At 65.3% G+C, this 23270-nt stretch carries 22 protein-coding genes; 11 read left to right on the top strand and 11 right to left on the bottom strand.

Annotated elements, in window-relative coordinates:
• Nucleotides 1-569 precede the first annotated feature (569 nt).
• Both Pla108_RS04795 and Pla108_RS04790 read right to left on the bottom strand, forming a co-directional pair.
• Nucleotides 570-1304, bottom strand: coding sequence for a 3-keto-disaccharide hydrolase (locus Pla108_RS04795; RefSeq protein WP_197526247.1), 735 nt, complete (start codon nt 1302-1304; stop codon nt 570-572).
• Between the two features lie 81 nt (nt 1305-1385).
• Nucleotides 1386-1814 (bottom strand): secondary thiamine-phosphate synthase enzyme YjbQ, encoded by a 429-nt coding sequence (locus Pla108_RS04790; protein WP_146443537.1) that lies wholly within the window; start codon nt 1812-1814, stop codon nt 1386-1388.
• Nucleotides 1815-1919: 105 nt separating this feature from the next.
• Here Pla108_RS04790 and Pla108_RS04785 point away from each other — a divergent pair, with 105 nt between their 5' ends.
• Nucleotides 1920-2951, top strand: a complete 1032-nt coding sequence (locus tag Pla108_RS04785) for a glycosyltransferase family 2 protein (RefSeq protein ID WP_146443536.1) — start codon at nt 1920-1922, stop codon at nt 2949-2951.
• 9 nt (nt 2952-2960) lie between these two features.
• Entirely contained in the window at nt 2961-4826 is a 1866-nt protein-coding gene (locus tag Pla108_RS04780; RefSeq protein ID WP_146443535.1) for a hypothetical protein, read from the top strand.
• A 235-nt stretch (nt 4827-5061) separates the two neighbouring features.
• Here the strand turns inward: Pla108_RS04780 and Pla108_RS04775 are convergent, their stop codons facing one another.
• Both Pla108_RS04775 and Pla108_RS04770 read right to left on the bottom strand, forming a co-directional pair.
• Nucleotides 5062-6393, bottom strand: coding sequence for a methyl-accepting chemotaxis protein (locus tag Pla108_RS04775; protein WP_197526246.1), 1332 nt, complete (start codon nt 6391-6393; stop codon nt 5062-5064).
• 349 nt (nt 6394-6742) lie between these two features.
• Nucleotides 6743-8074 (bottom strand): methyl-accepting chemotaxis protein, encoded by a 1332-nt coding sequence (locus tag Pla108_RS04770; RefSeq protein ID WP_197526245.1) that lies wholly within the window; start codon nt 8072-8074, stop codon nt 6743-6745.
• 525 nt (nt 8075-8599) lie between these two features.
• Between Pla108_RS04770 and Pla108_RS04765 the strand changes: the two genes are divergently transcribed.
• From Pla108_RS04765 to Pla108_RS04755, 3 genes are all read left to right on the top strand, one after another.
• Entirely contained in the window at nt 8600-9919 is a 1320-nt protein-coding gene (locus Pla108_RS04765) for a UDP-glucose dehydrogenase family protein (protein ID WP_146443530.1), read from the top strand.
• 158 nt (nt 9920-10077) lie between these two features.
• Complete coding sequence (locus Pla108_RS04760) at nt 10078-11145, top strand: DUF1559 family PulG-like putative transporter (protein WP_146443528.1); 1068 nt, start codon at nt 10078-10080, stop codon at nt 11143-11145.
• Nucleotides 11146-11280: 135 nt separating this feature from the next.
• Complete coding sequence (locus tag Pla108_RS04755) at nt 11281-11514, top strand: DUF5808 domain-containing protein (RefSeq protein ID WP_146443525.1); 234 nt, start codon at nt 11281-11283, stop codon at nt 11512-11514.
• Nucleotides 11515-11518: 4 nt separating this feature from the next.
• Here Pla108_RS04755 and Pla108_RS04750 read toward each other — a convergent pair whose 3' ends face one another.
• The 4 genes from Pla108_RS04750 to trpB form a co-directional block, all read right to left on the bottom strand.
• Nucleotides 11519-12055, bottom strand: coding sequence for a hypothetical protein (locus Pla108_RS04750; protein ID WP_146443523.1), 537 nt, complete (start codon nt 12053-12055; stop codon nt 11519-11521).
• 464 nt (nt 12056-12519) lie between these two features.
• On the bottom strand, nt 12520-13320 hold the full coding sequence (gene trpA / locus Pla108_RS04745; RefSeq protein WP_146443521.1) for a tryptophan synthase subunit alpha: 801 nt from the start codon (nt 13318-13320) through the stop codon (nt 12520-12522).
• Nucleotides 13321-13417: 97 nt separating this feature from the next.
• Nucleotides 13418-14245, bottom strand: coding sequence for a YwqG family protein (locus Pla108_RS04740; RefSeq protein ID WP_146443519.1), 828 nt, complete (start codon nt 14243-14245; stop codon nt 13418-13420).
• 7 nt (nt 14246-14252) lie between these two features.
• Nucleotides 14253-15473, bottom strand: coding sequence for a tryptophan synthase subunit beta (gene trpB / locus Pla108_RS04735; protein WP_146443517.1), 1221 nt, complete (start codon nt 15471-15473; stop codon nt 14253-14255).
• 234 nt (nt 15474-15707) lie between these two features.
• Here trpB and Pla108_RS04730 point away from each other — a divergent pair, with 234 nt between their 5' ends.
• Together Pla108_RS04730 and Pla108_RS04725 are read left to right on the top strand one after the other, a co-directional pair.
• Nucleotides 15708-16475: a hypothetical protein gene (locus Pla108_RS04730; protein WP_146443515.1), complete on the top strand. Its 768-nt coding sequence runs from the start codon at nt 15708-15710 to the stop codon at nt 16473-16475.
• 118 nt (nt 16476-16593) lie between these two features.
• Nucleotides 16594-17427: an Fpg/Nei family DNA glycosylase gene (locus Pla108_RS04725; RefSeq protein WP_146443513.1), complete on the top strand. Its 834-nt coding sequence runs from the start codon at nt 16594-16596 to the stop codon at nt 17425-17427.
• Nucleotides 17428-17575: 148 nt separating this feature from the next.
• Here the strand turns inward: Pla108_RS04725 and Pla108_RS04720 are convergent, their stop codons facing one another.
• Nucleotides 17576-18241, bottom strand: coding sequence for an NAD(P)H-hydrate epimerase (locus Pla108_RS04720; protein ID WP_146443511.1), 666 nt, complete (start codon nt 18239-18241; stop codon nt 17576-17578).
• A 97-nt stretch (nt 18242-18338) separates the two neighbouring features.
• On the opposite strand from Pla108_RS04720, the gene Pla108_RS04715 reads away from it, so the two are divergent.
• The 4 genes from Pla108_RS04715 (at nt 18339) to Pla108_RS04700 (ending at nt 21939) form a co-directional block, all read left to right on the top strand.
• Nucleotides 18339-19244 carry a hypothetical protein gene (locus Pla108_RS04715; protein WP_146443509.1) on the top strand — a complete coding sequence of 302 codons (906 nt, stop codon included), beginning with the start codon at nt 18339-18341 and terminating at the stop codon, nt 19242-19244.
• 132 nt (nt 19245-19376) lie between these two features.
• The gene (locus Pla108_RS04710) at nt 19377-20057 is read left to right on the top strand and encodes a class I SAM-dependent methyltransferase (RefSeq protein WP_146443507.1); all 681 of its coding nucleotides are present in this window, start codon (nt 19377-19379) and stop codon (nt 20055-20057) included.
• A gap of 199 nt (nt 20058-20256) precedes the next feature.
• Nucleotides 20257-20793 carry a translation initiation factor IF-3 gene (gene infC, locus Pla108_RS04705; RefSeq protein WP_146443504.1) on the top strand — a complete coding sequence of 179 codons (537 nt, stop codon included), beginning with the start codon at nt 20257-20259 and terminating at the stop codon, nt 20791-20793.
• Nucleotides 20794-20895: 102 nt separating this feature from the next.
• The gene (locus Pla108_RS04700; protein WP_146443502.1) at nt 20896-21939 is read left to right on the top strand and encodes a site-2 protease family protein; all 1044 of its coding nucleotides are present in this window, start codon (nt 20896-20898) and stop codon (nt 21937-21939) included.
• A gap of 77 nt (nt 21940-22016) precedes the next feature.
• Here the strand turns inward: Pla108_RS04700 and Pla108_RS04695 are convergent, their stop codons facing one another.
• Both Pla108_RS04695 and Pla108_RS04690 read right to left on the bottom strand, forming a co-directional pair.
• Nucleotides 22017-22790, bottom strand: coding sequence for a TatD family hydrolase (locus tag Pla108_RS04695; protein ID WP_197526244.1), 774 nt, complete (start codon nt 22788-22790; stop codon nt 22017-22019).
• On the bottom strand, nt 22790-23221 hold the full coding sequence (locus Pla108_RS04690) for a hypothetical protein (protein WP_146443498.1): 432 nt from the start codon (nt 23219-23221) through the stop codon (nt 22790-22792). The genes Pla108_RS04695 and Pla108_RS04690 overlap by 1 nt, the downstream gene beginning before the upstream one ends.
• Nucleotides 23222-23270 lie beyond the last annotated feature (49 nt).

Raw genomic sequence — 23270 nt, 5'->3', positions numbered from 1 at the left:
TCTGATCATTGATGCCGTACTAAAGTGTGCCGTACTCCACCCAACAGGACCGAAAAGGGCTCAAGAGGAACCGTCAAAGCTGAGGAACAGTTTTCAAGCTAGGTCTGCGGGGTGTTTCGCTACTCCGAGGCGTTGCACCTCAGAGCTGGGTCCGACGCGACCCGATCTCGGAGCTAGTCGAAGCGGGTCAATCGAAGCGGGTTCCGAGCCGCGTCTAACCGCGAAGATAGTTTGGCTTGCCCCCCCTGTCAGGCCTTTTGCGCAAAAGTTAACGAAAAACCCTGTAGCGCAGGTGACAACGGCCGGCGCCGCTAGCGGGACGATACGCCCCCGTTTCTGGGTGAAATCCTCGGCTAGCAAAGGGCGTCGACCCCGCCGGCCAGCCCAACTGACCGGTGACAAGCGGCTTCGCTGGCTTCGGAGCGCAGTGCGGTCGAATCCGACTTGTGAACGGGAGTCGAATCCGACTTGTGAACGGGATTGGCTTTGCGCTCCAAGAAGAGGAACCATAAAAAAACCACGCCGGCCATCGGGGCCGGCGTGGCTTTTTTGTTCTTCTCTTCCTCGGTTCAGTCCAGCGGCTTGACCCAGATCTTGCGGTAGCGGACGACGCTCTCGGGGTCGTGTCCCTGGAGGGCGAAGGTCCCCTTGCCGATCAGGCGGCCGGCGAAGCGTTCCTCGCGCTCGACGCCGTCGGGCTCGGTGTAGTCGACGGTGACTTCGCCGTTCACTCGCACCACGATGTGCTTGCCCTTCACCGTAATGTGCTCGACATACCACTCGCCGTCCTCGACGGGCGACACGTCCTTCACATCGACGATCCCGTAGAGGCCACCCGTCTTGCGGAAGTCGCTGTGCGACTGGTTGACCTGCACCTCGTAGCCCTTCGCCGGCCAGTCGGTCTCTTGGTACTCGGTGTGGAAGTAGATGCCCGAGTTGGCCTTCGGCTCGGTCTGCACCTCGACCCACAGCTCGAAGTCCTTGAACTCGCCGCCGTTGACGTCGCCCGTGTAGAAGAGGTGCGAGCGGTCGCCGTGGACGACGATCACGCCGTCGACGACCTTGAACGTGTCTTTGTGTTCGCTCGCGGTCCAGCCGCTCAGGTCCTCGCCGTTGAACAGCGAGTGCCAGCCGTTCTCTACCGAGGGGGTGGCCATCAACTGACCACCCAGCGTCGGCGGGTTGTTGGGCGTCGCGGAGTCGTCCGAGGGGGAGGTCTCGGCAACGAAGGTTGCTTGGCCATTCTGAGCAAAAGCGGGCGTCGCCGCGGCGAGCAAGAAGCAGCCGATCAAGGTGGGTCGCATCAATAACACTCCAAGAAGTACAAGAAAGAGCCGGTGGCGTTCGCCGTCGCGGAAGCCTGGAAGTCTCAACCAGCGGTCCTGCTAGCCTAGCTCATCGCCACACAGGGTGAGAACCAGCCGCCGACCGCCGGCGTGGTCGCGGTGCTCGCAGAGGGTGATCCCCTGCCAGGTCCCGAGGGCGAGCCGGCCGTCGCGGACCGGGACCGACAGGCTGGCGCCCAGCAGCGACGCCTTCACATGGGCCGGCATGTCGTCGGGGCCTTCGCAGGTGTGCGTGTGGGGGAAGGCCTCCGGCGCCAGGTGGTTGAACGCCTGCTCGAGGTCGTGCCGCACGTCGGGGTCGGCGTTCTCGTTGAGCGTCAGGCTGGCCGACGTGTGCTGGATGAAGACGTGCAACACCCCCACCCGAGTTCCCGCGATTTCCGGCATCGCCTCCACAACGCGGCGGGTAATCAGGTGAAACCCCCGCGGCAGCGGCGGCAGGTCGAGCGTCGTTTGGGTCCAGGGCATCGGGCGGGCGGGTGTGCTAGCGTGGGACGGCGGGGGCCCCGCAATTTACCACACACCGGATCGATCTTGTGCCGATCTGCAGGCGTCGGCGACGATCCCGCCGCCATGCCACGCCCCAACGCAACACCACACCCCGCCGCTAGCTTCGTCCTGCCGGTCTACAACGGCGAGCGATACCTCCGCGAGACGCTCGCCAGCCTCCGCTGGCAGACGTTCGCCAATTGGGAGGCGGTCTGCGTCAACGACGGCTCGACCGACGGCTCGCTGGCGATCCTCCGTGACTTTGCCGCGGCCGATCCTCGGTTCCGAATTATCGACCAACCCAACGCTGGCATCGTGGCGGCGCTCAACCGCGGCCTCGCCGAGGCGCGGGCCGAATGGATCGCCCGGATCGATGCCGACGACGTCGCGCTGCCGCACCGCTTGGCCACGCAGCTCGACTTTGTCGGGCGACACCCCGAGGTGGCGCTCGTCGGCTCGGCGGTGACGACCATGGACCCCACAGGGGACCTGCTGCGGACCCTGCCGTGCCCGACCGAGCACGAGGCGATCGAGTCGGCGCTTCTTGCCGGCGCGGCGCCGATCGCCCACCCAACGGTCTTGATGCGTCGCGATGCGGTCCTCGCCGCCGGCGGCTACCGGGCCGATTACGAGTGGGTCGAGGACGCCGATCTCTGGCTGCGGCTCGCGCTGACGGGCCGGCTCGCCAACCTCGCCGAACCGTTGCTGCGTTACCGGCTGCATCCCGGCTCGGTCTGTTGGAACCGCCGGACCGAACAGTCGCAACGGATGACCCAGTTGCTGTTGGAAGCGCGGGCCGAGCGCGGGTTGGCGCCGCTGTCCCGCCGCGAGCCTTCGCAGCGCAAGCTCTCCGACCCGCGGGGCAAATGGGCCCGGCAGGCGGCCCGTAACGGCAACCTCGCCACCGCCTGGCGGCTGTGGCGTGAACTCGCCACGGCCGAACCCCTCTCGCCCACCACCTGGCGCTGCGGCGCCGAGGCGTTGGTGCGGGGCGCGCTGGCGATCGCGAGCGGCCGCCGTGACGTTCCTTGCCCGACGCCCGATTGGCGCGAATGGGACTGCCCCCATGACACGCCGGCCCCCCAGGTCACGCCGGCGCCGTCGCAGGCGGCCTGATAAACTGGCATGTTCGACTCGCCAATCGACCGCCACCGCCGGACCAAGAAGTCGACGCTGCCGTGGTGGCTGCTTGCGCTGGCGACGCTCACCGCGGTGGGCCTTGTCCTCTACGTGACGTTCGGGCCGAACCCGCCAATCGTCATCAGCAAAGCGACGACGCACCGGACGACGCCGCTCGCCGCGGACGGCCTGCCCGACTACGCGGCGGCGCTGCTCGCCAAAATGCGTAAGGACGTCACACCGGACAACAACGGAGCGATCCCGCTGCTCGAAGCGATGTGGCCCGAAGGTGACGACGCTTACTCGCCCACGGAAGCCAAGCTGCTCATCGAAGAGCTGGGCATGCCGGACGTTCCCAATCCGACACGACGGATCGAAACGTACGGTGGCGATGCGATGAACCTAGCAGCAGCGCGGCTTTATCGGTCTCGTGTCGCGAAGCCGGCCAACATCGCAGGCCCGCCGGCTAGTGAAGAAATCGACTTCGGTGGAGGGTTTCCGACTCTCTACGGAACCAATGACGCAGCCTTCTGGTCGGCGACCGATGACCAAGCAGCAGGCGACATCCGCGTTGAAGAGTTGGTTTGGCTGGCGCTCGACCGTCCCTGGACGGCGGAAGACCTTCCCTTTGCGGCCGAGTGGATCGAAGCGAATCGCGCCGGGCTCGATCGCTTACACGACGCCGCGGAGAAATCGCATTTCTACTTACCCGCCCCCGAGCATCTCGCCGGCGGGAAGATGGCAGAACTTGGGAATCGCCAAATCTCCTTAATACGTAGCGCGGCTCGCCACTTGGAACTGCTTTGCAACTACGCACTTGGTTGCAAGCGTTACGACGACGCCGCCCATGAATCGGTGAGCCTCCTCAAGATGGCTCATCACGTGGGGCGCGGTCGACTGATGATTGATCAGTTGCTTGCGAGTGCTTTCGAAGGCATGGGAATGGCGCAGATTCAAGCGTTGGCGGCGGACCCCGCAACGCCCGGAGCCACCCTGCGGTGGCTGCTCAAAGTGCTCGATGGTTCTCCGCCGGCTTGCGATATCGTCCGCACTATCGAAGGCGAACGCTGGTACGGACTCGATTCCCTCATCCGAGGAGAGGCAACCTTCCTTGAGTCTTGGTTACAACCCACCGACCCGCTATTAGGGTTGGCGTCCCGTACCTCCATCGATTGGAACCCTGTGCTCGTCGCGTTAAACGAGTACCACGACAGAAAGGACGCTGCGTACAAGCTGCCGACGCCCCGACAGCAAGCCGACGCCCTTCAACAGCTTGCCGATGACTACGCGCTTGTCAGCCAGATCGATCCGTTTGCCGAGCCGATGCGGTTGCTCACGCCAGCAGGTCGGGCGGGCGTGATAAGCCAAGCCGTACTCGCTAGCTTTTCGGTAACATTTGAATGGGAGCTGACTGTACCGGGACGTGACAAGACGAAATACGAGGCGACTCGCCTCGCTCTCGCCCTCGCGATCTATCGCACCGATCACAACGCCTACCCGGCGTCGCTCGACGAGCTCGTTCCCGCCGTGCTGCCGAAGCTGCCCGTTGACACCTTCACAGACGCCCCCTTCCTGTATCGGCTGACGGACGACGGCTACCTGCTCTACTCGTGCGGAGCCAATGGCGTCGACGACGGCGGCAGTCATGACCAGAGCTACTATGGGCCATCGCAGACCTTCGAGGGGATAAAGATCCGTGAGGTGGACGGCGCCCCCGATAAGCTCACTGCCGACGAACAGGCCATGGTCGACATGGCGGCGCAGATCCCTGCCGGGGCCGACGATTGGTCGCTCCGCGTGCCGATCCCGGTTGAGCCGTGGCCCTGGGAGAAGCAGCCCGCGAAGACGCCTGCGGCCGAAGCCGCCGAATAGCGAAGCGGTCCCCCTCCCTTTCAGGGAGGGGCTAGGGGAGGGTGTTCGTTCACGGCACAGGGGAGTTGTCTTGTGCTGATCGCGTTGACCCTCCCCCGACCCCTCCCTGCAAGGGAGGGGGGACGACGCCCGACCCATTAAAAAAAGACGGCGGGGACGTCCCTTCCGGAACGCCCCCGCCGCCAGCTGCCCCAGTTGGCATCGTCCCCCGCTGCAAGAGCGGCGGCGATAAGTGCTATTCCGAGAGCCTGACAAGGCCTTCGGCGGTCTTCGACAACTCACTCATGGTGATCGACTGCTCTTCGATCGCGGCGGCGACGGTGTTGGTGTTCCCCGACACCTCCGTGACGCTCTCGGTGATCTTGCCGATCGACTCGGAGACCTCGGTGATGCGGGTCTGGATCTCCTTGACCGACTGTTCGATGCTCTGCGTCGCCTTCGAGGTCTCCGAAGCGAGGTCCTTCACCTCGTTGGCGACGACCGCGAAGCTGCGGCCGCTCTCGCCCGCGCGGGCGGCCTCGATCGTTGCGTTGAGCGCCAGCAGGTTCGTCTGGTCGGCCAGCTCCTGGATCACGCCCACCACCTTGCCGATCGCGCGGCTGCTCTCTTGCAGGGCGTCGGTCGCCGTCGTGGACACCTGGGCGTGGCCCTCGGCCTGTTGGGCGAGGCTCGCCGTCCGCGAGACGTTCTTGCTGATCTCCTCGATCGTCGCCGCCATCTCCGTCGTGCTCGTCGCCACGCTGTGGCCGACCGCCTGCGCTTCCTTCTTGTTGGCGAGCTCTACCTGGACTTCCTTGGTGATGTTCGAAGCGAGCTTGACGACCCGGATAACCTCGCCGCGGGCGTTGAAGACCGGGTTGTAGGACGCCTGGATCCAGACCTCCGTGCCGTCCTTCGCGAAGCGTTGGAAGCGGCCGGCAGCGAACTCGCCCCGGCGGAGCTGCTTCCAGAACGATTCGTACTCGTTGGTGTTGGTGTAAGCCGCGTCGCAGAAGATGCGGTGGTGCTTGCCGCGAACCTCGTCGATCGAGTAGCCGAGCGTCTTTAGGAAGTTCTCGTTGGCGTTGAGGATCGTCCCATCGCTCTGAAACTGGATGATGGCGAGCGAGCGGCTCAGGGCGTCGAACAGGGCGTCCTGCTCCATGCCGTTGCGCTTGGTCGAGGTGATGTCCGAGGCGATCTTGACGACCTTCGTGACGCGGCCGCTCTCGTCGAGGACCGGGTTGTACGACGCGGAGATCCAGACCTCTTCGCCCGACTTGGTGATCCGCTTGAACTCGCCGGCGGCGAACTTGCCGCGGGCCAGGTCGTTCCAGAACGTGCGATAGGCGTCGGTGGACGCTTCGGCCGAGTCAATGAAGATCCGGTGATGCTTCCCTTGGATCTCGCTGAGCGAGTAACCGAGGACCGAGAGGAAGTTGTCGTTGGCCGTGACGATCGTGCCGTCGGGCTGGAACTCGATGACGGCCTGGGCGCGACCAAACGCGTCGAGGACCGCCTTGGAGTCGTCGGCCGGCGTTGCGTTCGCCAACTCGGCGTTGATACGCGACGACTTGGTCTTGGTCATGAACATGATTTGGGTCTCTCTGCGGACGGAGTTTGTTGGGACTAGCCAAAGAAGGCGGCTGGGGAAGCCCGGCGAAATTGGATCCCTGAACCGTCGGTTACGAATCGGCGCCGTGCGCCTTCATCTTCCCGAAGCCAACCCGTGTGGTTTCTCACACCGGGGGCCATTCTGGAGTTGCCGCACCAAGAAGTGGTTCGGGCGATGGAACCGCACGCCATCGACGGCGCGACGGCGAGGAAGTCTTGGCCCGCCAACGAAAAGACGGCGGGGACGTCCCTTCCGGAACGCCCCCGCCGCCAGCTGCCCCAGTTGGCATCGTCCCCCGCTGCAAGAGCGGCGGCGATAAGTGCTATTCCGAGAGCCTGACAAGGCCTTCGGCGGTCTTCGACAACTCACTCATGGTGATCGACTGCTCTTCGATCGCGGCGGCGACGGTGTTGGTGTTCCCCGACACCTCCGTGACGCTCTCGGTGATCTTGCCGATCGACTCGGAGACCTCGGTGATGCGGGTCTGGATCTCCTTGACCGACTGTTCGATGCTCTGCGTCGCCTTCGAGGTCTCCGAAGCGAGGTCCTTCACCTCGTTGGCGACGACCGCGAAGCTGCGGCCGCTCTCGCCCGCGCGGGCGGCCTCGATCGTTGCGTTGAGCGCCAGCAGGTTCGTCTGGTCGGCCAGCTCCTGGATCACGCCCACCACCTTGCCGATCGCGCGGCTGCTCTCTTGCAGGGCGTCGGTCGCCGTCGTGGACACCTGGGCGTGGCCCTCGGCCTGTTGGGCGAGGCTCGCCGTCCGCGAGACGTTCTTGCTGATCTCCTCGATCGTCGCCGCCATCTCCGTCGTGCTCGTCGCCACGCTGTGGCCGACCGCCTGCGCTTCCTTCTTGTTGGCGAGCTCTACCTGGACTTCCTTGGTGATGTTCGAAGCGAGCTTGACGACCCGGATAACCTCGCCGCGGGCGTTGAAGACCGGGTTGTAGGACGCCTGGATCCAGACCTCCGTGCCGTCCTTCGCGAAGCGTTGGAAGCGGCCGGCAGCGAACTCGCCCCGGCGGAGCTGCTTCCAGAACGATTCGTACTCGTTGGTGTTGGTGTAAGCCGCGTCGCAGAAGATGCGGTGGTGCTTGCCGCGAACCTCGTCGATCGAGTAGCCGAGCGTCTTTAGGAAGTTCTCGTTGGCGTTGAGGATCGTCCCATCGCTCTGAAACTGGATGATGGCGAGCGAGCGGCTCAGGGCGTCGAACAGGGCGTCCTGCTCCATGCCGTTGCGCTTGGTCGAGGTGATGTCCGAGGCGATCTTGACGACCTTCGTGACGCGGCCGCTCTCGTCGAGGACCGGGTTGTACGACGCGGAGATCCAGACCTCTTCGCCCGACTTGGTGATCCGCTTGAACTCGCCGGCGGCGAACTTGCCGCGGGCCAGGTCGTTCCAGAACGTGCGATAGGCGTCGGTGGACGCTTCGGCCGAGTCAATGAAGATCCGGTGATGCTTCCCTTGGATCTCGCTGAGCGAGTAACCGAGGACCGAGAGGAAGTTGTCGTTGGCCGTGACGATCGTGCCGTCGGGCTGGAACTCGATGACGGCCTGGGCGCGACCAAACGCGTCGAGGACCGCCTTGGAGTCGTCGGCCGGCGTTGCGTTCGCCAACTCGGCGTTGATACGGGATGTCTTCGTCTTCGTCATGAACATGTTTCGTCTCTCTCGTGAACAGCAGGTTGGGGAACTAGCGCCACAAGAGGCGCGGCATGGGGGGCGGTTCTTCAGCGGACGCCCCGAAACATGGGTCGCATTTCGGCGCCCCGCTGCGGTAAATCCCCTGCGGAGTCCCGCCAGAGCGCGGCGGCACAGAACGAAGAAACAGGCAAGGCGTTCCCGCAGTCCCCGAGCAGAGGGGTTTCGCCACCTCGTTACCCGCAGAAGCGTCACAACCCGGCTCGCCCTCCCCTCAGGGAAAGTTTCCGGTATCTTCCGTCCCGCCGTCACGTTTAGATCAATTTTGCCGATTACGCCCGAACGGGTCTGACGCGATTGCGGGTTGGGGCGATGGCTAGCGGGTTTCATGCCGTAGGAATGGCCGCCGGCTCGACGAATGGGACGCCAGAACTATCATGACGGTTCGAGAACGGCCTCCGACGGCCAATCGACTCCACCCCCCGCCGCGCTGATCAGCAGGCAGCCCATTACTCCTTCCCTCTTTCGCGGTACGCAATGAAGATCGCAGTCATCGGCACCGGCTATGTCGGCCTCGTCACGGGCACTTGTTTCGCCAATAGCGGTAACGACGTCACGTGCATCGACATCGACGAGAAGAAGATCGCCGGGCTGAAGAGCGGCGTCATTCCGATCTATGAGCCGGGCCTCAAGGAGCTCGTCCTCCGCAACGCCGAAGAAGGGCGCCTGCACTTCACGACCGACACCGCCTCGGCGGTTAAAACGGCCGAGATGATCTACCTGGCGGTTGGCACCCCGCAGGGCGACGACGGCTCGGCCGACCTCTCGGCGATGTGGGCCGTCACCAAGGCGCTCGCCCCCCACCTGCAGGAGGACGCGATCGTCGTCACCAAGAGCACCGTGCCGGTCGGCACCAACGCCAAGATCTTTGGCATGCTCAAGGAGCTCACCGGCCGCGACTGCCACGTCGCCAGCAACCCGGAGTTCCTCAAAGAGGGCGCCGCGATCGACGACTTCATGAAACCCGACCGGGTCGTGGTCGGCGTCCGCTGCGCCGAAGTGAGCGACAAGCTGCAGCAGCTCTACGCCCCCTTCCTGCGGACCGAGAAGCCCTTCCTCTCGATGTCGCCCGAGTCGGCCGAGATGACCAAGTACGTGGCCAACGCCCTGCTGGCGACCAAGATCAGCTTTATCAACGAGATGGCCAATCTCTGCGAGAAGATGGGGGGCGACATCAACGACGTCCGCCGCGGCATCGGCCACGACAGCCGCATCGGCTTCGCGTTCTTGTTCCCGGGCGTCGGCTACGGCGGCAGCTGCTTCCCCAAAGACGTCCGCGCCCTCACCGCGATGACCGAAGACAAGGGGAACGTCCCCGAGATGCTCCGCGCGGTCGACAACGTCAACGAGCGGCAGAAGACGGTCCTCTTCGAGAAGGTCAAGACGCACTTCGACGGCGACCTGTCGGGCAAACGGATCGCGATCTGGGGCCTCGCCTTCAAGCCGGAGACCGACGACATCCGCGAGGCGCCCGCCCTGGTGCTCATCCGCCAACTGCAGGAAGCCGGCGCGACCGTTGTCGCCCACGACCCCGAGGCGATGGAGAACGTCGCCGCCGAAACCGAGGGCGTCGAGTTCAGCGAATCGGCGACCAAGGCCCTCAAGGGCGCGGACGCCCTCTGTATCTGCACCGACTGGAAGGCGTACCACCAGCCCGACTTCGCCGAGATCTACCAGCTCATGGCGGGCCATGTCGTTTTCGACGGCCGCAACCTCTACGACCCGGCCCGCATGAAGGCCCGCGGCTACTGCTACCACAGCATTGGCCGCGTCGCGGTCGACGGCCGCAAGGCGTGACCGACGAGATTTCTCCTTTGCCCCGGCGTCGAGGGGAGGGAGGGCCCGTCGGAGCTCGCCTCCTGCTGAAAAAGCCCTGGTCTTGTGGGTTCTCGCGCATAGAGTGCCAGAGTCCAACAAGAGCCGCGACGCGGTAGGTCCCGCAACAGGGTTGTTCCATGCCAATCGTTCTTACGACGCCCCCCCTCAGGGAGCGCCGAGCCTTCACGCTTGTCGAGTTGCTGGTCGTCATCGCGATCATCGGCATCCTCGTCTCGCTGCTGTTGCCCGCCGTGCAAGCGGCTCGTGAGGCGGCGCGGCGGACCCAGTGCAATTCGCAGCTCAAGCAGATCGGGCTAGCGGTCCAAAACTTCCACGACGCCAAGGGGCAATTCCCCAACGGTCGGACCTCGACCGACGAGTACGGCGTGTCGTGGGCGTTTCTGATCCTGCCGCAGCTCGAGGAGCAGTCGATTTACGACGCGCACGTCCCGAGCGAGCCCGTCCACTCCGAAGCGAACGCCGCGGCGATGCGGACGCCGATCGAGGTCTACGCCTGCCCGAGTCGCCGCCCCGCGGCTGCCGACCGTGACTTCGACAACGGCGGTCAAGGTGGCGGGGCCAACGGCGAGCCGCGCGGGGTCGCGGTGCTCGGCGATTACGCCGCCAACGCCGGCCTCGAAGAGGACATGGGCATGGAGGACAACGATTATGTCGAGGGAGAAGTCGACTTTAAGGACGGCCATGTCGATTGGTCGCTCGCCGGCCCGGTTTTCAGCAACTCGAAGATCGCTTCCCGCAACGTCACGGACGGGATGTCGAAGACCTTGGCCATCGGTGAGAAGCACATCCCGCCGCTCCTCGGCGACTGGGACGACGCCCAGCGGCACACCGCCCAGGGCGACACCTGCTTCCTCGCCGCCGACAACCTCAACGTCATCCTCCGCGGCACCGAGGACGGCCTCGCCGAGAGCCCCGACTCTAACGGCGTGAAGCAGGGCGAGCGCAACCGCGGCGTCCAACTGTTCGGCGGCGGCGCCCACCCGGGCGTGACGATGTTCGTCTTCCTCGACGGCCACACCGAGGCCCTCAGCACCAGCCGCAACGGTGTCGCGATCGGGATCAACCCCAACGGGATCCGCGACGTGCCAAGCTTCACGAACCCGGACGACCAAGATGTCATCGACCGCTGGGGCTGGCTCATGGCCATGAGCACCATCGCCGGCGAAGAGGTCCTGACCGACTAGAAATCAAAGCACCCCACAAAACCTGAGCCGTGGGCGCAAGCCCTCGGAGTGGCGTGCGAGAAAGCGCCACTCCGAGGGCTTGCGCCCACGGCTCAGGATTATGTTTGGCGTCGCGTTGTAAACTGACGACACGCCATGGACCAGCAAGAAATCCAAGAAATCAACGACGCCGAGTGGAACGACCCCACCAACTGGCGTTGGGGCGTCTACAACAGCCCGCGCGACGCGCGTGTGTGGGTCTCGAAGCCGATCCCTTGGATGGGCTGGACGCTGAACTTCGCCCACCGGGCGGCGTGGGTGTGGCTCTTCGCGCTGATCGCGCCGGCGATCGTCGTGGCGATCGTGGGCGTCGTCGTGGCGGCGGGTTGACCGCCTACACCAGCAGCGGCCCCCCTTCGGCTTGTTCCCACGCCTTGCGGACTTCGCCGAGGCCGTAGACGCAGAGCTCGAACTCGTCGCTGAGCCGTTCCAACAGCTGGCTCGGCGCTGTCTCACGATCGACCGGGATGCGGCTGGCGGCGGCGTAGCTTCGCTTGCCCATCTCGCGGTAATCGAGCAGCGCGTCCTTGCCGCCGAGGTGCTTGTTGCGCTTGGCGATGTCGGGGAAGACGCCCGTCCAGAAGAGCGTGAAGTCGCCGATGTGGCGGTGGAGTTGCCGCTTCGCGGAGCCGCGGCGGGCCTCGGCTTCGGCGAGCATGTCGGCGACCTGCGTCAACCTTTCGCCCCGGACGCTGCGGACCGAGTAGATGTCGTCCGACGCGAGGAACCGGGTGAGGAGACTCGCGACGTAGTCGATGAGCAGCGGATCGGCGACGCCGAGTTCGACCATAAAGGCCTGCTCGGTGACGCCGGCAAAGAACCGACGGGCGGACGACTCACGTTGGTCGGCCTCGGGACGATCGTCTCGCATGGCTGGTCGCTCTCCGTACGCTTGGCGTTAGGAACGCCGCGTCGCTCGGGGAGCGGGCCACATCGCGATCGGTTGGGGCGGCCTTTCGACCGACGCCGCTGAACCCCAACCGCCGCCCGTGGAGAGGACTCCCGCGGACGCGTCGTCGTGGGTGTTGCGGAGACCGCCCAGCAGCCGGAGCCGCCGGGCCGTTTCCGCCGCCTGGTTTGCTACCAATATTTTAGTTGGCGACTTGGGTCGATGCCAAAAATGGGGTCGACGCCAAAAATGGGGATCGACGCCAAAATCGGGCCAACGAATAAAATCGGCGCCGGCCTAATCCGGGCTACAGGAATTAGCCACGGTCCGCGGAAGATGGCCCCGCGAAGAAGTGAGCGGCACGGCGCTAGCCACCGGTAATCGGTATTCAAAGCCGACCGAACCAAGCTACCGGCGGCTAGCGCCGTGCCGCTCAATGGCCCCTATTACCTGAGGGCCGCCAGCAAGGTCGCCACGTAGTCGCCGACTTCCTTCAGCACGTCTGCCTGGGGCCGGGTGGCCGCTTCGGCGATCCGTTTGACGATCGCCGAGCCGACGATCAGGCCGTCCGCCACCGGCGATAGCAGCCGGACATGCTCGGGCTTGCTGACGCCAAACCCAATGCAGATCGGCAGGTCGGTTTGCGTCCGCAGCCAGCCGACGTTGTCGACCAGGTCGGGCGGCAGCTCGGTCCGCTCGCCCGTGATGCCGGCGACGGAGACGTAGTAGACGAAGCCGGTCGAGGTCTCACAGATCCGCACCGCCCGCTCGCGCGGCGTGGTGGGCGTCACCAGCTGGATCAGCGACAGCCCGCGCTCGCCGGCGATCTTGGCCAGGCCGGCCGACTCGTCGAGCGGCAGGTCGGGAACGATCAGCCCCGCGACGCCCCGCGAAGCAACGTCGTCGCAGTACTTCTCGACGCCGTGGCGGTAGATGATCGCGTAGCTGACCATCGTAACGGCGGGCGCCCCGAGGTCGGGGCAGGTGTCGCCGAGCATCTCGAGGATCGCCGCGAGCTTGATTTTCTTCTCCAGCGCCCGGGTGTACGACGCCTGGATCACCGGCCCGTCGGCGATCGGGTCGCTATACGGAATGCCGACCTCGCACATCGACGCCCCCCGGCCGACAACCTCCCGCAGCACCCGGGCGGTGAACGCCAGGTCGGGGTCGCCCGCCGTGACGAACGGCATCAGGGCCTTGCGTTTCTCGGTGCGGAGCTTGGCGAAGAGGTCGGGGATTGCGGGCATCGAGCAGACAAAGTCGGAAGTGGGAAGTGGGAAGGCGGAGTTCGCTAAGTCTACTGGGCTCAACCCACTGTCGGGCAGGGTCGTTGATAATCGCGGATCAATAGCACTGCAAAATCAACCAACTCTTTTCGAATCGCTTCGCGGCAAGGTCCTGCTTTCGAATCCAGTAGTAGATCATCCCTCCATCGCCCCACATGATCCCGGCGTCATCATCCGAATCCATTTGGAAGAGCAGCCGCCAGTCAGTTGCCCCTTCCTCAAGGGCCTTTGCTCGGATGTCTTGGTACCCGGAAGCGTCACCCACATACAGGCCGTTGCTCGCTAACTGACATTCGAGCTCCATTGGATTCTGGATTTCAGAAGGGAGGCCGAGGAGTTGGTGAGAGCCTTCAGTGAGCTCAAAATAGGCGTCCCATTGCGCCTGATCTCCCTCAAAAGAAACGCCGCTGGGAGGATCGGAGGGCAGGGAGAAAGACTTCGCCACTTGCAGATGACACTCCAAGACCGCGTCGTCGTTGGCGATGTCATCAGGGGGCAACCGTCGAGACAAGCCCGTTTCGCATTCCGAGTAAAGCACTCGATGGCCTTCGCCATCTTCCGGATCGAAACCCCAATGCTGGCCATTCATGTCGTAGAAGAAGTACAGCATGCCCACCGATGGCAGACTGGTACTAGCGATCGGCGGCAGCTCTGAAAGCTTGAACTGCGCGATGAAGTGGAGGCTATTCTCCGATGCCCTCGGCCATTCGAGATCGGCTGGCAGGTCAGGATCACCGCCAATTTTCGACGACCCGATTTCACAGGGGCGTGACTCATCACGACTCGTGGTTACCGATAGACACGCTTCCGCCGATTCGATTATCTCTTCTCGAAAAGGACCTAAGCCCAATGCCTCGATTCTCGACGCTAACGCTTCCTCGGTCATCGAAGTCTCAGCCGTAGCTGACCCCCTTCAGCCGCGCGATCTCCATCGCGTCCTTGTCGCCGCGGCCGCTGAGGCAGACGACGATCACCTCGTCCTTCGAACGCCCGGCCGCCAGCTCCATCGCTTTCGCCACCGCGTGCGCTGTCTCGAGGGCCGGCATGATCCCTTCGCTTGACGCGCAGGCGTCGAACGCCTTCATCGCGTCGCCGTCTTGGCAGCTGGTGTACGTCACCCGGCCGGCGTCTTTCCAGTAGCTGTGCTCGGGGCCGACGCCCGGGTAGTCGAGGCCCGCCGACATGCTGTGGACGTCGCACGTCTGCCCGTCCTCGTCCTGCATCACGTACGAAAAACTGCCGTGCAGCACGCCCGGCTGGCCGTACGTGAGCGGGCTGGCGTGATCGCCCGGCTTGTCGCTGCGGCCGCCGGCCTCGACGCCGATGAGCTCGACCTCGGTGTGATCGACGAACGGGTAGAACATGCCGGCTGCGTTCGAGCCGCCGCCAACGCAGGCGACCACCGCGTTGGGCAGCCGGCCGAGCTTCTGCTGGCACTGGGCGATCGTCTCGCTGCCGATCACCGACTGGTAGTCGCGCACGATCCGCGGGAACGGGTGCGGGCCAACGACCGAGCCGAGGATGTAGTGCGTCGTCTCGACCGACGACATCCAGTCGCGCATCGCCTCGTTGATCGCGTCGCGGAGCGTCTTCGAACCGGTCGAGACCGGCCGCACCTCGGCGCCGAGAAGCTTCATCGCGAAGACATTGGGCGACTGCCGGCGGATGTCTTCCTCGCCCATGTAGACGACGCACGGCAGGCCGAAGTGGGCGCACGCCGTGGCGGTGGCGACGCCGTGCTGGCCGGCGCCGGTCTCGGCAATCACGCGGGTCTTGCCCATCCGCATCGTCAGCAGGCACTGTCCGAGCGTGTTGTTGATCTTGTGGGCGCCGGTGTGGTTGGTGTCCTCGCGCTTGAAGTAGATCTGGGCGCCGCCGCAGGTCTCGCTGAGCCGCTTGGCGTGGTAGAGCGGCGAGGGCCGCCCCACGAAATCCCGCCACAGCTCGGCCAGCTCGGTCTGGAACGCCTGGTCCCGGATCGACTTCTCGTACTCGACCGTCAGTTCCTCAAGGGCTTTGACGAGGGTCTCGGGCACGTACCGACCGCCAAACTGGCCGAAACGGCCGGCGGCGTCGGGAACTTGGCTAGTGGCGGAGGGGGCGGCGCTGCTCATCGGTTATCCTGGGTGGGAGAGCCCTCCATTGTCGGCTGCGGGGGGCGGCGTGATCAAGGGAACCGCTGGGACGCCGAGAACGCCACGGCTCGGTGGGGGATTTTACCGCGGAGATCGCGGAGGACGCGGAGAACGCCACGGTTCCCCCTGGAAGCTTTCACCGCGGAGCCGCGGAGGACGCGAAGAAACGCGCCGCTCGCAAGAGCGTTTTAAGCAGCTTAACGGAGGCAAGGTTTGTCAGAGTCACTCTACGAATTTCAGTTCGGTGCGACGCTTGGGCTCGCGTGGTCGCTAGTTTTGGCCTGCGCGTCTTGGGGAGCCTTTGCTCGACAAGCTGTGGCGATACGTGTGGGATTGTCTGCGATCCCTGTACTATTGATTATGGCTTGGGTCGGCTTTGGGTTCCGTCTTGAGAGGGAGACTTTTCTGCCGGTTGAAGCCCTTCTACCGCCCCTCGGTTATCTGTCAGCCTATCTCGGAGGGATTTCCATCTATTCGATCGCCCGGTGGCTGCGCGGCTGGAAGTTTGAAGAGGTTGCTTTCCCACGAGCGAACTTAGCTACCGACTGGTTTCGGTATTCAACGAGAGCACTTCTTGCGATCACCGCATCGTTGTCTCTGTATCTAGGGTTGTGCGTTTGCCTCGTTCGCCCGATGTCCCCCTACACCGTATTGCCCTCAATGCTGATCCTGTTCTTGTTTGCCATTAGTGCTATGCCGCATGTCGTGGCGGCCCTTGCTGCGCGAGGGAAAACTGCCGCAGCACTTATGGTTGGTAGTGGGACAATACTGAACGCCATTTGGATTACTAAGCTGGCAATGGCTTTGATTATCCCGAGTGGTCCCGGATTCGGATTTCCTGGCGTCGGTTTCTTCGGACCAATCACACTTGGCTTCGCCGCTGGGGCCCTTGGCCTGCAATTCGCTTATCTACTCGTAACGTACTTCTTGGGACTTCGACTTACAGGGGGAACATTCACTCAGGCCCCTTCCGTCAGCTAACCGTTAGTCGCGTGCTTTTTGCAGATGAGTCCTGCTCTTCGCGTCCTCCGCGCACTCCGCGGTAAATCTCCCTAGCAGCCCTTGGCGTTCTTGGCGTCTTGGCGGTAACCCTTCTTCCATGCCGGAACTCCCCGAAGTCGAAACCATGCGACGCGGCGTCGCCGACGCGGCGGGCGCCACCATCGCCTCGTTCGAGCGGCTCCCCTGCCCGCGGAAGCCGATCGGCATCACGCCACGCATTGACGGGTTGCGGCGGCGGGTGGTGGGACGTGAGATCGTCGCGGTCGAGCGGGTTGGCAAACGGGTTTCGTTGCGGATCGATTCGGGCGACCGGCTGATCCTCGAACCGCGGATGACCGGCTTAGTCGGCGCTGGCGAGTCGCCCAATCCGCTCTACCTGCGGGTGCAGCTTGGCCTGGAAGGGGGCGTGCTCCAGCGCGTCTGGTTCTGGGACCAACGGGGGCTGGGGAAGGTTCGGCTCTACGCTCCGGCGGAGTTCGATGCGTCGTTTGGGGAGGAGTTGCTGGGGCCGGATGGGTTGGTGGTTTCCTCCGACGACTTGCGTCGCCGGCTCGCCGGGAGTCGGCGGGCCGTGAAAGTCGCGCTGCTCGATCAGCGAGCGGTGGCGGGGATTGGGAATATCTACGCCGCGGAGATCTTGCATGTTGCCGGCGTGCATCCGGCGGCGCGGTGCGATTTGTTGTCGGGCCCGCAGTGGGAGCGGATCGCGGTGGCGACGCGCGAAGTGCTCAGCGAAGCGGTCCGCTATGAGGGGTCGTCGCTGGGCGACGGGACGTATCGCAACAAGCTCAACCAAGATGGCGGCTATCAGCTGCACCATCGCGTTTATGGCCGGGCCGGTGAGCCGTGCCCGCGCTGTGCGGGGGAGGTGCAGCGGATCGTCCAGGCGCAACGCTCGACATTCTTCTGCGTAGGCTGCCAGCGGCGCTAAAGGCGTTATTCAATAGGATAATTGTGGGAGGCGCCGATTACGCGCACCACGCCATTTCAGGATGGATACCGTAATCGGCGTCGGGAGACGCCTCCCACAGACCTACCCTCCCACAGACCTGCGAAGTGAGTGGTGTCTCGCATTCCGCCTATCGGTTGAACGGCGCGCCGATATCCAGCACGTGAAGCTCGCCCAGAAACTCCGCGGCGGCGGGATTCGCAAAGCCGACCTTCGGGGCCACGAACGTGCAGGTATGGTCGGCCCGCACCGTCGGCGAGCCCGGCTCGCCGGTGTCGCAATCGAGGCCGCTCGGCAGATCGACCGCCAGGCGCCGCCCCCCCTCGCCATTCATCCAGTCGATCAGGGTGTCGTAAGGCGGCCGGGGCGAGCCCTTCACGCCGGTGCCGAGCAGAGCGTCGACGATCCAGGCCGCGTCGCGCGACAGGGCGTCGAGTTCCTGGAGCATAAGGCCGGCGTTGACGCCGCTTTCGTCGAGAATCGGCACGCCGCAGTGGGTGAGCGCCTCGAACATCACCCGCGCGTCGCCCGCCAGGTCGGCGGGGTCGGCCCCCAGGGCGACCCGGCAGTCGTAGCCGCGGACCGCCAGGTGGCGGGCGATCACAAAGCCGTCGCCGCCGTTGTTCCCTTTGCCGCAGACAACTAGCACTGGCCCGCCGACGCCGAGCCGCTCGAGCACCTCGACACAGCCGCGGCCCGCGTTCTCCATGAGCACCACGCCCGGCAGCCCAAGCCGCTCAATGGCGTCGCGGTCGAAGGCGCGGACTTCTTCGCGATTCATGGGGTTTGGAGACATGCGGGAATGCTAGCAGAACCGGGCGGGCTGGCATTGCCGCAGCAGGCCGATTTCGCGACGCTCCGCCACTCGCTGGCCGATCCTCCTGCCCGAACGCATGCACCGTTCCTTCCTCCTCCTCGCCGTGACGAGCATGGGGTGCCAATTGGCGCCCGACGCCCCGCCTGCGCCGCCCGCCGCAGCGGTCGAATCGGAGTCAACCGAGGTGTTCCGTGGCCAGGGGCCAATGGCGGTCTCTGGATCGCCGTGGGGGCCCAGCTACTTGGCTCCCGGCGAGCTGAGCTGCGACACCCCGCCGCCGTTCGGGCTCGGCTACGAGGTCGGGCCGCCAATCGGCGCCTTCGGGCCCCCGATGGTGATGGTTCCGGGCGCCCCGGCTCCCAAGGCGCCGCAGTCCGCGACGGCCGAGCCGGGGTGGTTCGACGTGCTGCCTCCCGAGGGAGGGCCCATCAGCGACGACTTTGGCTTGCCGCAGCAGCCGCGGATCGACAACCCACTCCCTAATCCGTTGTATGTCCGGGCCTCGAACCCCGACGCGGCGTGGGAGACGGTCGCCCGTGAAGCGAGCCGCTACTTCCCGATCCGTAGCGAAGAGCGGATCCGCCAATCCGGCACGATGCTCAGCGAGGGCCGGCTTGAGACCCAATGGGCGTCGGGCTCGACGATCTTTGAGCCTTGGCGCCGCGACTCGGCCGGGGGCTTCAATCGCTGGCAGAGCACGCTACAGACGATCCGCCGCCGGGCGATCGTCCGGGTGATGCCCGCCGCGGGGGGCTACGAACTCGACGTGCGGGTCGAAAAGCAGTTGGAAGACCTCAATCGTCCCGAGCTCGCTAGCGCCGGGGCCGCCTCGATCCGTAACGACAGCGCCTTGCCGACCGACCGGGTGACCCCGGTCGACGCCATCACCGGACCGGGCCGCTGGATCGACATCGGCCGCGACGAGGCCCTCGAACAACGCATGCTCGGCCGGCTTTCGCAGCAGTTTGGGGCCGGGCGCTAGGGTGGCCTCTAGAAAGGCCGCCGCCGGCTGTCATTGGTGGCCATCGCGAAACCGAAGTAAAGTGAACGGATCGCCCCCCTTCGGCACGCGTCCTCTTTCTGTCGAATCCACCCCGTCCGCAAAAAAGCCGCGATGTCTGAATACGACGCCGCCACGATCAATTCTCCCAACCCGCTCGCCCGATACGCCCACCGGACCCGAGTGCGGCGTTCGCTCGAGTTGGTGCGTGGCCGGTTGGACGCGGGGCGGGTGCTCGACTACGGGTGCGGGTCGGGTGTGTTGATCGCTTCGCTCGAGTCCGAGCGGCCCGGCAGCGCCGTCGGCTACGAGCCCTTCATGGCAGAACGCTGCCAGGCGGGGCTGCCGATCTTCGCCACGATGGACGAAGTCCGCGGCCAGGGCCCGTTCGGGACGGTGACGCTCTTCGAAACGATCGAGCACCTCTCCGACGCCGAGCTCGACGCGTTCCTCGCCGACTGCGACGCCGTCCTCGGGCCCGAGGGGGCCATTGTCGTGAGCGCCCCGATCGAAGTGGGCCCGGCCCTCTTCTTGAAGGAGTGCAATCGATTTCTGCTGCGATTGAAGCCTTCGGAGCACTATCCGATCGAGTTCCTCAAGGCGAGCCTGCTCGGAATCCCCGCCCGTCGCGCCACCGAGCTGAAATCGAGCCACCGCGGCTTTGACTTCCGCCGGGCGATCCAGTCGATGCGACAAAAGGGGTGGGAATCGAAGATTCTCGCCTACGGGCCGCTGCCGATTGGCACCTGGTACGGCAATTCGCAGGTCTATTTCGAGGTCCGGCGTGCGGGCTAACAAGAGCGGTCTCGCCGGCGTGGGTCCCGGAAAAATCGGCCCGAACGGTGAAATCGGCCCCTTTATCGCCGCCGCTTCAGTTGACGCAGACCCGTTCCATGACCAATACTTTCGGGTCTTGCCGTCCGGTTAGGCGGCCTGCCCGGGCGCCGGGCAATCCCTGGTCGCCGGCCAATCCGAGTCCCCCGTAGGAAAACACTTGTCTCGCTTCCGTACCGTCGATCGCAACGCCGATCGAAAAGACACCCAACGCATCAACGAATCGATCCGCATCACCCCGATCCGGGTGATTGATGCGGACGGCACGCAGCTCGGCATTGTCCCCACTGAGGACGCCCTGCAGAAGGCACGCGACGCCGGGCTCGATCTGGTCGAGGTGGCCCCCACCGAGCGGCCCCCCGTCTGCCGGATCATGGACTACGGAAAGTTCAAGTACCAGCAGAAGAAGCGGCACCACAAGGGGCACACGCACCAGAGCCAAAACAAGGAAGTCCGCCTCCGGCCGAAGATCGGCGACCACGACCTGATGACCAAGGTCAACCGGGCCCGCGGTTTCTTGGAGAAGAAGGACAAGGTCATCTTCTCGGTGATCTTCCGTGGCCGTGAGAACGCCCACACCGACGAGGGCTTCAAGGTCCTGCAGCGCGTGATCACCGAGTTGGAAGATTGCGCGAAGCTCGAGCAAGGCCCCTCGATGCAGGGCCGTCGCATCATCGCGACGCTCGCGCCGAAGTAAGCCGAAGTAAGCCGAAGTAATCGCGACGACGTAGATGCGATGACGGGGGGGTCAGGAGACCCCTCCTACAGGTTGAACGACGGGCGCCCTACGATCGGCCGCATGAGCGAAGCCACGCCGCCACCCTCTCGCCCCGTCGACGACCAGCTCGCCGCTCCGCCGCCCGCTGAGTTTTCGGTCGAGGTCGGCCCCGAGCTGCGGGCCTCGGACCTGCGGACCAAGCCGCCCCGGCGGAGCCGTCGGCGCCGCGTCGGGCTGCCGGTCGGGCTGTTCCTCGCCACCTGCGCCAGCACCCTCTGGGTCGGCGCCGCCGATTGGCGTCCGCTCGAGCGGATGGACGACTGGGGCGAGATGGCTCAGACCCTCGCGTCGGGCTGGCAGCAGGGCCTCGTCTACATGCTGGCCGTGCTCGCCATCTTGCTGTCGCACGAGATGGGGCACTTCGTCCTCACGCTCATTCACCGCATTCCGGCCAGTTACCCGCTCTGTATCCCCGTGCCGTTCAACCCGATCGGCACAATGGGCGCCGTCATCGGCATGGACGGCCTCCGCGCCAACCGGCGGGAGATATTTGATATCGGCCTGGCCGGTCCTTTAGCGGGACTCGTGGTGGCGATTCCGATCCTCTGGTACGGCGTCGGCCAGCTCGACCTGTCGCAACGGCCGCAGCCGGGCGAGGTGCAGCTCAACAGCCCGCAGATCGTCAAATGGATGATCGAACGTCAGCACGCCGCCCGCCCCGTCCACGACGCCGCCGGCAACGCCTCGGTCAATGCGGGCGAATGGATCGGCATCTCGCAGGTGAACCCCTTCTTCATGGCCGGCTGGGTCGGCATGCTGATCACAGGCCTCAACATGCTGCCGATCAGCCAGCTCGACGGCGGCCACACCATCTATGGCTTGTTCGGCCGCGACGCCCACACCTTTGCGCGCGGCTTCATCGTGGTGGCGATCGCCTACGTGGTGATCAACCTCGAGCAGGCGGCCGTCTGGACCCCGATGCTGGTGCTCGTGATCTTGATGGGGGTCGACCACCCGCCAACGTCGGACGACTCGGTCGAACTCGGCAACGGCCGCTGGCTGCTGGGGATGGCGTCGCTGGTGATCCCGGTGCTCTGCTTCCCGCTGCTGGGCCTGCGACAGTGAAGCGAGCGGCAGCGAGACGACAGGTCTCGAGCCGGACAACTCTTGGAGAACAGACTCCAACACCGAGCCGTGCTGTCTCAACGGGGCACGAAAAGCCGCTTGGCGTTGGCGGTCGTCTGCTCGGCGAAGGCGTCGAAGGGCTCGCCGCGTAGGTCCGCCAGGAACCTCGCCGTGTGGGCGACGTGGGCCGGCTCGTTCCGCTTGACCTTCCGGACCGGTTCGGGCGTCAGGTAGGGGGCGTCGGTCTCGACCAGCAGCCGGTCGAGCGGCACGCCAACGGCGACCTCGCGGAGGGCGTCCGACTTCTTGAACGTCACCATGCCGGCGAAGCTGACCAGCAGCCCCAGCTCGATCGCCTCGGTAGCGCCGGCGGCCGTGCCGGTGTAACTGTGCATGACGCCAGCGAGCGGGCCGCGCTCGCGAGCCGAGCGGAGCATCGCCAGGACTTCTTCCTCGCACTCGCGCATATGGACAACGAACGGCAGGCCGGTTGTTTGCGACAGCCGCAGATGGCGGTCGAAGTAGTCCTGCTGCTGTTCGAAGGGGGTCGCGTCCCAGTAGCGGTCGAGGCCGGTCTCGCCGAGGCCGACGACGCCGGGCGCGGCGGCGAGGCGGACGATCTCGTCCCAGTCACCCGGCTGCGCTTCGCCGACGTCGTTCGGCTGGATCCCCACCACAGCGTGGAGCTTCGAGTGCTCGGCCGCCAGGGCGACGATTGCCCGGCTTGACGCGGCGTCGACGCCAATCACGTTCACGTCGAGCACCCCCGCGCCGCGCGCCCGCTCCAGCACCGCCGGCAGGTCGTCGGCGAAGGTCCGTTGGTCGAGGTGCGCGTGGGTGTCGTAGAGCATCAGCGGGCGCCGGCGGGTTGGTTCGCCAGTTTGAATTGGTCGCGGATCGCCTCGGCCTCGTGCACGACGTCGGCGAGTAGCTTGTCCGCGTCGGGGTCGTGCTGTTCTTCACGCAGCTCGCGGAGACGCACCAGATCGGCTTGGTGGAGCTCCGCCGCGCGACGCATCGCGTAGCCGATGCTGACATCATGCGCCGCGGTGAACTCGGCCGGGAAGTCGCAGTGCGGCTCTTCGCCCCCTAGCGCCTGCACCTTGGCGGCGACCCGGTCGGCGAGCGCCTCCTGCCGCGCGATCAACTCGTCGAGCACCTCTTCCTCGGCGGCGGCCTCCGGACCGACATAGGGGCGGGCGTGCGACAAGTAGGCGAGGAACGAACGCCGCAACACACAACAGGCGCTGCGGAGGGTACGGAGCGTGACGCGGTGAGGCACGGGAACCAGCGGGGCGGGGGGCGGCGGGCCATCCATCAAACGGCCGGCG

The organism is Botrimarina colliarenosi (assembly GCF_007859955.1).
GTDB classification, from domain to species: Bacteria; Planctomycetota; Planctomycetia; order Pirellulales; family Lacipirellulaceae; genus Botrimarina; species Botrimarina colliarenosi.
Note: the sequence above shows the minus strand (reverse complement) of the source record. Positions and strands in the feature narration are given on the sequence as shown.